This is a genomic window from Metabacillus fastidiosus NBRC 101226 (assembly GCF_001591625.1).
Taxonomy (GTDB): domain Bacteria; phylum Bacillota; class Bacilli; order Bacillales; family Bacillaceae; genus Metabacillus; species Metabacillus fastidiosus.
In genome coordinates this window covers 14160-27427 of sequence record NZ_BCVG01000053.1, presented here as the reverse complement: position 1 = coordinate 27427, position 13268 = coordinate 14160, and the positions used below count along the sequence as shown (strand labels likewise).

Here is a 13268-nt window from a genome sequence, read left to right as displayed (position 1 = left end):
TTACTGCCCGTTAAGGCTGGGATAAATTAAAAATTCCCCATTTTAATGTATACATTTATTATGACTTATTCGTTGTATAAGTATAGGGAGGATAAATCATGAAAAAAGAAGATGTATTAGCCTCCTATCTTATTAATTTAGGAGAGGAAGTGTTCAATCTATTACTAGCGAAAGGAGCCAAAAAAGAAGATGCGGAAGATATAATCCAAAACACTTTTTACAAAGTGTACACACTATTGGATGATCTGACAGAGAGCAATATACGTCCATGGTTTTTTAGAGTGGCACTCAATGAATATATTGACTTAAAAAGAAAAAAGGAACAGCGGAATATCCAATTAACCGAGGAGATTTATTCAAAGTTACAGCATATAGACCGTGAATTTGATGCCATTTTAAATAAAGATGAGATTCTCTACTTATTAAAAGACATCAAAAAAGAATACAAAGAAATGTTCTTTTTAAAGTATTACTATGATTTTTCATATGAAGAAATTGCAACTATTTTGGACATTAAAGTAACTAGTGTAAAGCAAAAATTATATCGTGCACGTACATTTATTCACTCAAAAATAGGAGGAAAGCAGGAATGGATAATTCGTTAAATGGCGCTTTAAAAAAGGCTAAACGAAAACAGCTGCTAAAAATCATTATTACTTCAATTATTGTCGTACTACTTTTATTACCAATCCTTTATAAAACGGGTAACTATTTTGCAGCAAAAAGTTCCCAAAAACTTCATGACCGGCTTTTCCTGCATAATGCAATTGCCGAACCTAATATTCAAATCGATTCTCAAGTAACGAGTAATTCATCCACGTTTGGTGGAAATATCGTGACAAATCGTTCGAAAAATATTAATGGCTATTTAGTGCAATGGAGCACACTCACAAGTTCGTACGACTGGCTTAGCATCAAGATTGATTATAACGAATTAATACCGGGATCTTACTCGTCTGACACAGAGTTCTATGAATATGATAAACAAACAAAGAAAAAAGTGGCGACTTTTTATCATCCTTCTATTCAGGAGTACTATAGTGTAGAAAATGAATTAAAAGAAATTTCACAAATGGAGAACTACGTTGCAGAAGTTGCTATTTCTTTCAATAAGCCTTATACATTCAAAGAAATACAATCAAAAATACCTGATAATTTAAATATCGTATGGCTATATATGACATCACCAATTGCAGATGAAAGCAATGGACCCGCTGGTGTGCCGGTGTATGGATTTTCCCCGTCTGACTCACCAAAAGAGGGCTACGACAGCTTTATTGATTCCTTGAAAAAATCTGATACACATGGTGATGAGGAGGCAATCCAAGAGTTTTTAAATTCAAATAAAAATAAACAGTTTGATGAAGTGAAAATCCTAGGGCTAATGCTGACTGGTCAAACCAAAAATTTCAAAGCATTAGAAAATCAAGACTTCATTCGTGGTGCCTCTGTAGGAGCTACTGCGCAAATCGTTCCTTATATTAAGCCGGAAAAATAGTAAACAAGATTAAAGATGAAGGCATTTAATTCTAAATCTTGGAATACACATAACTCTATGTTCTATTCCATAGTAGCAATCATTTGCTCAATTATATCTCTTAGAAACTAAGTATCAATTTGAAACTCGATTTAGTACACTGTTAATTATTTTGATATCAGAATGATCTTTCCAAATACATATTTGTTTATAGTAGTAGTTTTATTGATTTAAAAGTGGAATTACCTTAGAATAAAAGAAAAGATTACCTTTTCAGGATATCGAATCCTTCTAACCTTAGCGAAAAGTAGAAGGATTCAATGAAAGGCATTGTCGTTAGCATCCTTCTTTATGGGGCTGCTAACGACAATGCCTTTTTCTTTAATTAAATCCAAACAAAAGAAAGACAAAATATGTTAAATAAAACGAATCAATTTTTCAGATATTTACTTAGGTATTTCGAAAATAGATAATTTCCACGAACTAGGAGGAACTATATAATGGAATTTTCCACAAGTGTAAACTCGTCAGTCAACATTAAAGTAATTGGTGTTGGCGGAGGAGGAAATAACGCTGTTAACCGTATGATTAATCATGGAGTTCAAGGTGTAGAATTTATTGCTGTGAATACAGATGTACAAGCTCTTAATTTATCAAAAGCAGAAAGCAAGATACAAATCGGTACAACATTGACAAGAGGTTTAGGATCAGGGGGAAATCCAGAAGTAGGTAAAAAAGCAGTTCAAGAAGACAAAGAGCAGCTCCAAAAAGCATTAAAAAGTACAGACATGGTAATCGTTACAGCTGGAATGGGCGGTGGTACTGGAACAGGTGCTGCTCCTGTTATTGCTCAAATTGCTCGTGAGCTTGGCATACTAACCGTTGGGGTTGTAACACTTCCATTTTCATTTGAGGGTCGTAAGCGTGCAATACAAGCGACAGACGGAATCAGCTTAATGAAGGAAGCAGTGGATACATTAATTGTTATTCCAAACGATCGCTTATTAGCGATTATACATAAGAATACACCCATGCTTGAAGCATTTCATGAAGCGGACAATGTTCTTCGCCAAAGTATTCAAGGTATTTCAGATCTAATTGCTATACCTGGCTTAATCAACATTGATTTTGCTGATGTGAGAACAATCATGTCCTATAAAGGATCTGCGTTAATAGGTATTGGGAGAGCAACAGGTAAAGATCGTGCTATGGAAGCTGCAAAAAAAGCCATTTCCAGCCCATTACTTGGCACTTCCATCGACGGAGCCCAAGGTGTGTTAATGAAACTCACAGGTGCCAACATAAGTCTACATGAAGTACAAGAAGCAGCAAATATTGTTGCTTCTGTAGCAGACTCTGAGTTAAATCTGATTTTTGGTGCTGTTATTAACGAAAACTTAAAAGAGGATGAAATCATCGTAACTATCATTGCCACTGGTTTCGGCGATCAGAAGGTTAATGTCGTCCCCTCCAGTATTTGACCGAATGCTGGAAGGCAATACTCAAAAATAACTTTTTCGAGAGTGCAGATGACTTAGTGTAGCTCTGAAATGAAGTTTGATTAAAAATCATGATCAAAGCTTGATTTCATCGTATATAAAAAGCTATCATTTTTAAAAAAGTTTAATCAAAAAACCTTCTAATATTCTTAATATATCAACATTTTAAAGTAAATAGATGTTTTTTGATAAACGATTGAACTTTACTTCAAAACGACAGAAAGAACATCATATAAATTGCTCAAGATGAATGAGGAATAAGATAAATACTCGTTCACTAGCAAGGCATTGATCTAAGAAAGATTATTTTTAATTGTAAAGAAATGATATTAATTCAAGCAAAGATTATAATCTAGTTCTATTGGAAATTTAAAAACTCAGTTCCTATGAAAGAACTGAGTTTTTAATTGATAGCACGGAGATATTAAGCGTTATTTAAAACCGTTTGAAAATCTCTTTCTTCTTCATTTACAAATCCTTCAAAAATAACCTCAGCAATATCTGTATGGTTAAAGACATATGTATATTCAGGAGAAATATAGCCTTCAGGATATGGAACTGCAAGATAATCATACATTTGGCCGTTTTGGTCATCTTCTGTAATGAGCATCTGTTTTCTTCCGTAAATCATCAGTTTAACATTTCCACCTTTTAATAATATGATAGAACCGTTCGGGAGTAAGTAATTGTTCACATTACACACCTTCCTTTTTTATTTTATATTTTTGATTTAATTGTTTATTTGCAAATATGACGAGATGAATATTTTTCTTAATGAAAAAGTATTTATGGAAAAACCTTGCCAAAACAAAAATATAGAAAGTAGAAAGTCCTAAAAAACTATTGACATTACAATAAGGACAATAAAAGAAGATAGACCCATAATGTAATGAGCGAAAATATATCCGATTGCTGGTGCAATTGCCGCCAAGCTATAGTGCCATGCAGGTGTTTTTTTCTTGAGCTTTTTTTCAAGAGAAGCATATTTTTTTACTTGATGTCTCACAAAAAAATAAATGGTTATTAAATAAAATAAAAACATCAAGATATAAAAGAAAAGTGACTCTATCCCAATCATATAATTATATTTCATAGCAAGTACAAAGTAACAAAAGGAACCAGTAATCCCTAAACAGCCTAAAAACAAAAGTGATTCTATTTCTGTATTTTCTACATTTCTAAAGAGAAGAGTTAATGCCCAAACACTTATAATAAACATTAGTGGCAAGGTTAAATAAAGTACGGGTTTCATGATTGGAAATAAAAGCGGAACAATAATTAATAAATCCAACATGAAAAATGTAGAAACACCAATAGTGAATTTAAGTTGATAGGTAGGAAAAGGTTCTAAACCTTCTCTAATATGGTCAGGTAAATTTCTTCGTTTTGTTTCATTATCTAATTTGAGCATACTTTAAACCGCCTTTAAAAATACTTCCATTGCATTAAATAATATTTATTTAAACCAGCCAGCCACAGTTTTAATACCTTTTTGTACCCCATCTTTTAATGTTTCAGAAAGATTCTTTTCATTTTTGCCAACTTTAATTCCTTCTATTTCTTTCACACGTGCTTTAATGTTAATTGGCTGCTTAAATTTACTCTTTCTAATATCACCATTCATGTAAAAATGCTGTATCGCTAACTGTTCATATAAAGAACTTTGCCCAACATCGGAGGAAAAAGTACGAATACAAGAACGGATTATTCTTATTCATTTCCTGCTTTCTCCCTTGTCTTTCAAGCATTTGCAGACTTTTCTTTCCGCTTGCTTTCTTCATGCAAAAAGATCGAAAGAACACTAGGCATTTCAACCAATTTCCTTTCGATCTTGACCATACTTTTTATTTAAGAACAATGTTTTTAAGTATGTACAAACATGCAGCTTTAGTGTCCCTTCTTCAATAAAAGCGCCCGTTAGTTGAAGAAGGAAATTAAAACTCTTCCCTAGGTGATCCGTTCTCAAATTCCAGTTTAGCTGTCTGTGCAAAATTTAGATCATTAGCGAGCCACGAAAACCCCTGGCAGCATAGTAGGATTCTGCTCCATTATGATACACGAAAACGCGACCGAAGCGGCGATCGCAAAAAAGTGCACCGCCAAGTTCTCTAATATCAGTAGGTGTTTGCACCCAACTCGACGTTTTCATATCGAAATTTTCAAGTTCCTGCAACGCTCGATATTGTTCTTCAGTCAAAAGTTCTATGCCCATAGAAGCTGCCATATCAATAGCATTATCTTCAGGTTTATGTTTTTTTCTTGACTCTAGCGCTTCACGGTCGTAACAAACACTTCTGCGGCCTTTAGGACTTTCCGCTGAACAATCACAAAAAATGTATTCGTCCTTCTCTTTATCATAACCAACAACATCTGGTTCACCGTTAGTTACTTCCATTTCATTAAGCGACCACAGTTTTTCAGTATTTGCATTCAGCTTTGCTTGGACTTTATCCCATTCAAGATCTTTATGACGGTTCATATTTTTCTCAAAACGAGCTTTCAATACTCTAATTAATTCTTCACTTTGTTCTTGTGACAATTCCTTTTTATCACTGATTTTATCTCTCTGTACCATGTTAGTTCCCCCCTTATTATTTTTACTCATAATCGTTTAAGTATAACTATCTACTTGTTTTATAATAAATTACATGATTAAATAAATCCATTTCTCGACAATATGACCCTATACGAAAAGAGCGTCAATCCTTCCTAGATCAACACCCCGATTCGAAGCTAATTTTTAGCATCTTACATATTTACGTTTGAAACCAAGCCTATCTCTATCAATTTCTTTTTGAATACTTTCGTACGCGTTTAGGAAACTGCTTTTTTTCTTGTCCCTTTTGACTTCTACTGTACCTACTTCCATTGCGGTCTCAACTGCCTTTTCATGTAGCGGCAAATATGAAATCCCCACGGTGTATAGAAAATTATTCATAGCAGATTTCGCTCGTTCTGGCGAATCATAAATCGTATTTTTCACAATATCAAGCATATTGGAGATCTTGCTTTCGGAAAATTCATTGTCTTTGCGATTCCCTAAAAGCCAGCAGTAGCAACTCCAGCCCGCTGACATTCTCAGCTCGTCACCGCTTGCAATCCATTTATCAGCAACGTCTTGTGCAATATCTGACTCTGATAAAGTTACTGCCACCACAAAATCAGACAGCATATAAAAATACGCTCCATCCATCCAACGATCAAAATCCGACTCAGTCATGGCTTTTGGGTCTGCAATAATGCCTGCAAAGTACATTGCATCATAGTTACCTGTGGCATAAAGCTCCTCAGCTAAATATTGATTTATTTTTATTTTCTTTGCAATTGGTTTCATAGCACCTGTAGCCACGCCAAAAAGCGGCTCGTGCGCACCATTGGATATGTATATTTTTTTAGTTCGTTCCTTACCGAGGGCTTCAAGCTCCTGCATAACTGTTTCGAAATCCATAGTTTTACACTTCCTTCCTTAATATTAATACCTATTTAATTGTAATCAACTAGTCAATATTCTTTATCTAGTCTTCCGTACTTCTCAATTTTACCATTAATCTTTTTCAAGTATTCTGCTCCGCTAGCTTCAGTACACTTCTTCACAATCTTCACGATTTACTTTAAATTGTTATTCCACAATATGGCCTGATTGCAGAAAAAAAAATCCTGCATTTCAATACAGGATTTTTGATCATTTTCTACCTGTGTTGCTCAACAATCGCGCCCTTTAGTTGAATAAAACTTATGTAATTATTCCTTATTTTTTAAAAATTGGCTTATCGAAGTCCGATAAGCCAATTCCATACATATTGTATTATTTTGATAATGCGATTTTTATATGGGCTAAGTGGTGCTCTTCGTGCCAAGCTAATTTTGCAACTTTTGTTGCAACTGTTATTTTACCGTTTTCCTGGTGGGTAAAAGCTCGATCTAATTGCTCTTCAGTTAAACTATATCCTAAAGATACGATGCGCTCATTTATACCTTCTAGCATTTTAATAGAACTTTCTACAGGTAGCTTTGTATCCGGTTGAATAGCCCACTTTTCTTCATCAAAAGCTGGTACTGTTGGATTCTCATCTGTTAAAGCCAGCTTCAAACGTTGATACATGTTCAACTGGGAATCTGCAATGTGATGAACAAGTTGACGAACTGTCCAGCTACCATCACGATATGTTCTGCTTAATTCCTCATCACTTAATGAGTCAACAGTTTCTCTTAATCGAATCGTGTAAGTTTCAATTTCCTTTAGCCATTCTTGAATATTTTCTAATGTTACTTTTTCAGGAACTTGTAATTTCCCAATTGGATATCTTACATCCATTTTCAATCCCCTTTTCTCTATTCATATTTCTTTCACTTATTTATTACTGCATAAATTATTTCATAATCCACTTTATATTTTAACATAAATATCTAATTTCCTTATTAAGTGTTATTCAAGAAAATGGCCCGTTTGTGGAACAAGAAAAAATCCTGTATTTCAATACAGGATTTTTGATCAGACTTTTTATAAATGATCGAACTTTATTTCAAAGCCATACATTGTAGTTTTGAAATAAAGTTTGATTAAAAGTGAGCTGCAAACGTTGATTTTATAATAGAAGAAACCCACTCATTTTGAAAAAAGATTCATCAAAATGAGTGGGTTAACTTTCTACTCACGATTTATTTTTATAAAAAAGATTGATCATTTTAGTCTTCGATTTTTAGGAAATTCTCATGGTTGTATCGTATAAAATCACTTATTCTCTTAATAGTAAGATGAGCTGTTTCATTAAACTTGATATGCAAAGGATTAATTGATTCAGAAAGTTCCCCAGTACTGTCAAGATCCTCTCGTGTAACAGCAAATTTCTCTAAAGTATTGGGACAATTATATTTTTTAAGAACTAATTCAGTTTCTTCTAGGAGCAGATACATGGGCTCTTCCCTAAAATACTGTAATCCGGTTTTGATTGCTGACCAAATTTTAGGTTGGGCCATAAAATAGGCACTCCACCAATAGAACTCACACTTTGATTCAATTGCATGATCATAATATACATGAAATACAAACAACGCTTTCTGTCCAGTGGTTAGCTCTTTATAAAAAAGTTCTTTTGAAATGGAACTATTCTCTGGTTGTTTAGCCATTCTTTTTTTATACTCTAGAATCAACGGTTTAAAACAAGCATTAAGCAAGGCTTCATCGTCTAAGTAATCGAACTCTTGTTTTTTAATCTGAATTATCATCAATTATCACTCCTTAAATCAATATACAGTGATTAGAAAAAGAATCGGTATAGTATACAATTGGCATTCGGATATCAAGTATGGCCCCTATCTGCCAATCGGACCGAATGGGCAGAAAAAGCAGGTATATCTGGTCGCCATCATTGATGATGCCACCCGCTTCATTGTCCACGCGGCCTTCTATCCGATGCTTGACAGCCGTTGTGTCGAAGACGCACTGAGGCAGGCCATCATGAAACAGGGTGTGCCGGAAGCCGTCTATTTCGACAACGGGAAACAGTTCCGGAACCGCTGGATGAAACGGACCTGCAGCACACTCGGCATCCGACTGCTTTATGCGCGTCCCTACTCTCCGGAATCGAAAGGAAAAGTGGAACGGTTCAACCAGACGGTGGACGGTTTCCTTGCGGAAGCCGCCCTTGAAAAGCCGAAAGACCTGAACCGGCTGAACGACCTTTTCCAGGTCTGGCTAGAAGAGTGTTATCAGCTGAAAACCCATGCAGGGCTTGAAGATGGAAAAAGTCCACTGGAGGCTTTTCGCGGTGATGCAAAGCCCCTTCGTTTTGCCGATATGCGGCTGATTGCAGACGCCTTCCTCCATGCGGAGACCCGCAAGGTGGACAAGTCGGGCTGCATCAGCTTTCAGGATCAGAAGTATGAAGTTGGCCTGGCCTTTATCGGGTGCAAGGTGGATGTGGTCTATAATCCGGCGGATCTCGAAGAGTTGCGGATCGAATACGAAGGGCATGAGCCATTCATGGTGCGGAAGCTGATCATTGGGGAACGGGCCGGCCAAAGGACAGACCTTCCGGAGACGCTTCTGCCCTAGGCTGCGGATCATTCGCGTGTGCTGCAGGTTGCCGGGTCCAGACATGAGACACGGGAACAGAATCGACCGGCGGCCATTTCCTACCGTGGTTTGAATGAGGGGGAAAGCCGTCATGTATGAGTCGTTTTACGGCATGAAAGCCACGCTCTTCGCACGTGACATTCCGGTTTCCGACCTGTATCCCTCCAGTATTCTCGAAGAGATGATCAGCCGTTTGCGGTATGCGGCAGAGCGTCAATTGTTTGCGGTGGTGACAGGAGACTGCGGAACAGGTAAGACAACGATGGTCCGAAGGTTCACAAAGGAACTGGATGCCTCACGATACAAACCGTTGTATCTCTCCGATTCCAAACTGACGCCAAGGCACTTCTACAAGGGGCTCCTCGAACAGCTGGACTGCGAGTCGAAGTTCTATCGCGGCGACGCCAAACGTCAGCTGCATCGGGAAATCGAGGTCATGCGCGGCATCCATCAGCTGTCACCAGTCGTCATTGTCGATGAGGCACACCTGCTTGACAAGGAGATGCTTGAGGAAGTGCGCTTCCTGTTGAATTTCAAAATGGATGCCCAAAGCCCGATGGCACTCATTCTCGTCGGGCAGAGCGAGTTGCGGGACCGTCTCCGACTTCAGTCATTTACCGCGATTCGCCAGCGCATCGACCTTCAGTGCCGCGTCAATTATCTGGACAGGTCGGAAACGGGTGCCTATATGGAACGCCATCTGAAATATGCGGGCGCAGGCCGCGATCTGTTTACGGAATCTGCGATGGATGAAATCCATGCCTGGTCCGGCGGCGCAGCCAGGCTGATCAACAAGGCCGCAGCCCATTGTCTGATCTACGAATCAAGCAATGGACACAGAATCATAGACGACCATATGGTCCGCCGTGTCATCGAGGGAGAATTGGAGTGATTCTCCTTCCTCTTTTTCGCCTTTTATGGACAGTTCCGCCAGCAAAATCCGGACATCAGACCGCGTCAACTGCCAGACATTTCGAGGCGTCATTAACACTTAAATTAAAAGATAATCGTTATTTTAGAAATACTTGTATCTCATAATTCCAATGAATCAGTCCAGTGAATACGATTTCTTGAACAATAAAAGCAGTATCAACGCCGTATACTTGTTTTGCTTTTTGTACGATATTTTGTATCGTGATTTTCCGGCTTTCCTCCGTGCAATAACAACATAGATACGTTCCCTCTGGTAGAAAAGTAATCTGATTACTATCGTTGTATTGTTTACATACTGCAAACAGACATGTTTTATTCTCCTTTGTGAGAATTCCTGCTGCATCTTCAAAGGTTATCTGTGCTTTTGAATGTTTGTCCATCTGTTCATAAAAGTAGTCATGGAACTTCCATAAGTTTTTAAGATTAGGCTGTTCTAAAGAATCCGCCAGTATAATCGCTCTTTTTGGAAGGGTTGAAAGGTATATTTCACCCAATAATTTCTTCTTTAGACCATTTTTCAGTTTTTTCTCCGAATCTTTCTGTGCAAGCCGTAATTGTTGTTTTACCCCTTTGAGCCGCTTGATTTCTTCATTCACTTTTTCCTCAGCACTGCGGAGAGATTGAAGGATTATAGAAAAATCATTCAACTCTAATATTTCCTTAATATCGGTGAGTGATAAACCCGTTTGTTTGAGTAAATCAATGATTTGAAGATGAATAATCTCTTGTTCTGAATAATATCGATATCGGGAGATAGGATCTATTTTAATAGGCTTCACAAGTCCGATCCGATCATAATGGCGTAATGTTTCGCTTGTCATATTTGCCATACGTGCGGCTTCATTGATTAAAAAATTAGTATTTATTATAAAAGCCTCCTTGACCTTTGTGTAACACATAGGTTTATACTTTCGATTGTATCTTAGAGATAGGGCTGTTACAACAAAGAAAGGAAATTGGTCATCTGCTCTATAGTGAAAATGGCTGTCAAGCTACGCCATATTTTAGCTATAAGTACAGGGTGAGCAAATAAGAAAATTCAACATGAGAAAGACAATCGAAAGGCGGCAACAGAGCAGTTATGAAAAATTGGTACAAGCTTGATAATGCAGGAAAGTTGTTTCCAGCAGTTCAAAATAGAAAGAAAACATCTGTTTACCGTATTTCAGCAATTATGGATTCCCCAATCGATGCATTATATTTGCAACAGGCTACAGATACGGTAGCACGTCGTTTTCCAATGTTTCTGGTAAAGTTGCACAGAGGTGTTTTTTGGAATTATTTGGAGCATAGGAAGAATCCGCTTATGGTAGAAGAAGAACAGCACTATCCTTGTCAGAGCATTAATGTCTCCGATAACAATCGTTATCTTTTAAAAGTCTTATATTTTCAAAATCGTATTTCCGTTGAGTTTTTCCATGTACTTGCGGATGGATTTGGGGCTACGGAATTTCTCAAGTCACTCCTGTTTTATTATCTATCTTACTGCGGATATAAAGTAGAAGCAGAGGGGCAAATTTTGCTAGAAGATGACGGTACAGATCCAAGTGAGAGTGAAGATAGTTTTAAAAGATATAGTAAATCTGTCTATTATGAGAGCTTTAGTAATCGAAATGCTTATCATATTAAAGGTACACCATTTGAGCAATATGGTTTTAATGCTGTACATGGTGTTGTCAGTGCATGTGAGTTAAATACATTAGCAAAAAAGCATGACACGACCATTACGGCTTATCTGACAGCACTACTCATTTATTCAACTTATCAAACGAGAGTTGCAGGTGAAGGGTCTAAAACACCGATTGTAGCCGCAGTTCCTGTGAATCTACGTAAACTTTTCCCATCTAAAACGCTTCGTAATTTTTTCGGTGTAGTCAATATTGGAGCAGTCGTTTCCGAATATACAACTATGGAAGACTTGATTGGGCTCTGTCATGATATGTTAAAGCATAAAACGTCGCCATTGCATTTGCAAAATATACTATGTAGTAATGTTGCTCGGGAGAATAATAGTTTAGCGAAAATGGTTCCATTACCGATCAAAAAGTGGCTGATTCGTTTAGGGTTTCAGATGTTAGGTGAAAGAAAGACAAGTTTGACGATCTCAAATCTTGGACGGATTCGTTTACCAGAAAGCATGAGCAAGTATGTTCAGCAAGTGGAGACATTGGTCTATCCCTCACCACAAAATCCGATCAACTGCGGCATTAGCTCTGTCGGTGATCGGTTGACAATCACATTCGTTAGAAGTATTACAGAAGCAGATATTTTACAATACTTTTTCTCCTATCTCACTAGTGAGGCTGGTTTGTCGGTAGAACTATATTCTAATGGATGGGGGGAAGCACATGACGAAATGTTCTAGATGCCACGTCGATGTGCATGGACAACATGCACAATGTCCATTATGCCGGAAACCACTTGCTGTAAAGGGAAATAGTATAACTACTTATCCTATTTATGAAATAAAAGCAATGGAAAATAAGATTGTCACACGCTTTCGGCTATGTTTATTTCTAACACTAACAGCAATCATCTTATCCGTTACAATCAATGTGCTAACTTTTGCAATCAATCCGGTTCTTTGGTCGCTCATTTTAACGATGGGACTTATATATCTATGGGTAGCTGTCAAAGACACCTTTTTGTCCAAAAACCACATCGGCAGAAAAATCCTACTAAATTATGTAATGTTGTCTATCTTCCTGCTTGTCATTGATGTTTGTATAGGATTCACAGGATGGTCAACGAATTATATTATTCCGCTATTTGGCATCGCAGCTACTTTTTTAATGACCTTTTTTGCGATTCTCTATAAGTCTCTATGGCAAAATGATATTGGGTACATTCTTGCGATGTTTTTTATTAACTTAATTCCGTTATTTTTATTTGTTTTTCATTTATCATTCATTGTTTGGCCTTGTGTGGTTGCGATTATGTACTCCTTAATTACAATTTTAGGTATGTTGATTTTTTATCAAAGAAGATTTAAAAATGAGATTCAGAAGCGGTTTCATGTCTAAGTTTTTTGAATAAAAGCTAGAATGGATTCCTGTTTGAAAACAGGGACCCATTCTAGCATATATACTATATTACTTTCGATTAAGACTAGAAACAGAAAAGCGAATGGAGCGCTTTATATAGATTGAAATAATAAAAATGAGGCAACATCTTGAATTTTAAGCCAAGGCTGATAATCTGCCCCACTGCCCGTTCCTCGACCTTCTTTAATCCACTTATCAATTTTAGATGTTCTTTTTCTTTTCGACACAAAAACACCCCT

14 protein-coding genes and 2 pseudogenes are annotated in these 13268 nt (G+C 37.1%); 7 read left to right on the top strand and 9 right to left on the bottom strand.

All coding sequences use genetic code 11. From position 1 onward, the window contains the following. The first annotated feature begins 98 nt into the window (after positions 1–98). The 3 genes from BFA01S_RS13180 to ftsZ all read left to right on the top strand — a co-directional run bounded on the left by BFA01S_RS13180 (position 99) and on the right by ftsZ (position 2958). Complete coding sequence (locus BFA01S_RS13180) at positions 99–605, top strand: RNA polymerase sigma factor (protein ID WP_066231158.1); 507 nt, start codon at positions 99–101, stop codon at positions 603–605. Next, entirely contained in the window at positions 590–1498 is a 909-nt protein-coding gene (locus tag BFA01S_RS13175; RefSeq protein WP_066231156.1) for a sigma factor regulator N-terminal domain-containing protein, read from the top strand. Before BFA01S_RS13180 ends, BFA01S_RS13175 begins: the two co-directional genes overlap by 16 nt. Positions 1499–1974: 476 nt before the next feature. Beyond that, complete coding sequence (ftsZ, locus tag BFA01S_RS13170) at positions 1975–2958, top strand: cell division protein FtsZ (protein ID WP_082799981.1); 984 nt, start codon at positions 1975–1977, stop codon at positions 2956–2958. 442 nt (positions 2959–3400) lie between these two features. On the opposite strand, the gene BFA01S_RS13165 is transcribed toward ftsZ, so the two are convergent. The 7 genes from BFA01S_RS13165 to BFA01S_RS13140 form a co-directional block, all read right to left on the bottom strand. Further along, positions 3401–3670, bottom strand: coding sequence for a DUF4176 domain-containing protein (locus BFA01S_RS13165; protein WP_066231149.1), 270 nt, complete (start codon positions 3668–3670; stop codon positions 3401–3403). 138 nt (positions 3671–3808) lie between these two features. Further along, complete coding sequence (locus BFA01S_RS13160) at positions 3809–4387, bottom strand: hypothetical protein (RefSeq protein ID WP_066231146.1); 579 nt, start codon at positions 4385–4387, stop codon at positions 3809–3811. 45 nt (positions 4388–4432) lie between these two features. Beyond that, positions 4433–4600 carry a hypothetical protein gene (locus BFA01S_RS22440; protein WP_156483678.1) on the bottom strand — a complete coding sequence of 56 codons (168 nt, stop codon included), beginning with the start codon at positions 4598–4600 and terminating at the stop codon, positions 4433–4435. 369 nt (positions 4601–4969) lie between these two features. Further along, positions 4970–5551, bottom strand: coding sequence for a DUF4256 domain-containing protein (locus BFA01S_RS13155; protein WP_066231141.1), 582 nt, complete (start codon positions 5549–5551; stop codon positions 4970–4972). A 165-nt stretch (positions 5552–5716) separates the two neighbouring features. Then, a complete protein-coding gene (locus BFA01S_RS13150) occupies positions 5717–6424 on the bottom strand; it encodes a DNA alkylation repair protein (RefSeq protein ID WP_066231138.1) in 708 nt (235 codons plus the stop codon). Between the two features lie 357 nt (positions 6425–6781). After that, complete coding sequence (locus tag BFA01S_RS13145) at positions 6782–7291, bottom strand: YfiT family bacillithiol transferase (protein ID WP_066231129.1); 510 nt, start codon at positions 7289–7291, stop codon at positions 6782–6784. 371 nt (positions 7292–7662) lie between these two features. Further along, positions 7663–8202 carry a hypothetical protein gene (locus BFA01S_RS13140; protein WP_066231126.1) on the bottom strand — a complete coding sequence of 180 codons (540 nt, stop codon included), beginning with the start codon at positions 8200–8202 and terminating at the stop codon, positions 7663–7665. A gap of 61 nt (positions 8203–8263) precedes the next feature. Between BFA01S_RS13140 and BFA01S_RS13135 the strand changes: the two are divergent. After that, positions 8264–9151 (top strand): annotated as a pseudogene (locus BFA01S_RS13135) (DDE-type integrase/transposase/recombinase); the annotation flags it as partial. After that, complete coding sequence (locus BFA01S_RS13130; protein ID WP_066231119.1) at positions 9144–9944, top strand: ExeA family protein; 801 nt, start codon at positions 9144–9146, stop codon at positions 9942–9944. The pseudogene BFA01S_RS13135 and the gene BFA01S_RS13130, both read left to right, overlap by 8 nt. Before the next feature lie 118 nt (positions 9945–10062). Here BFA01S_RS13130 and BFA01S_RS13125 read toward each other — a convergent pair whose 3' ends face one another. Further along, positions 10063–10884 (bottom strand): MerR family transcriptional regulator, encoded by an 822-nt coding sequence (locus BFA01S_RS13125; RefSeq protein WP_066231116.1) that lies wholly within the window; start codon positions 10882–10884, stop codon positions 10063–10065. A 182-nt stretch (positions 10885–11066) separates the two neighbouring features. Between BFA01S_RS13125 and BFA01S_RS13120 the strand changes: the two genes are divergently transcribed. Together BFA01S_RS13120 and BFA01S_RS13115 are read left to right on the top strand one after the other, a co-directional pair. Continuing rightward, positions 11067–12350, top strand: a complete 1284-nt coding sequence (locus BFA01S_RS13120) for a hypothetical protein (RefSeq protein WP_066231113.1) — start codon at positions 11067–11069, stop codon at positions 12348–12350. Beyond that, the gene (locus BFA01S_RS13115) at positions 12334–13008 is read left to right on the top strand and encodes a DUF6320 domain-containing protein (protein WP_066231110.1); all 675 of its coding nucleotides are present in this window, start codon (positions 12334–12336) and stop codon (positions 13006–13008) included. Before BFA01S_RS13120 ends, BFA01S_RS13115 begins: the two co-directional genes overlap by 17 nt. A gap of 137 nt (positions 13009–13145) precedes the next feature. Here the strand turns inward: BFA01S_RS13115 and BFA01S_RS23470 are convergent. Further along, positions 13146–13256: pseudogene (locus tag BFA01S_RS23470) on the bottom strand (TnsA endonuclease N-terminal domain-containing protein); the annotation flags it as partial. Positions 13257–13268: the final 12 nt, after the last annotated feature.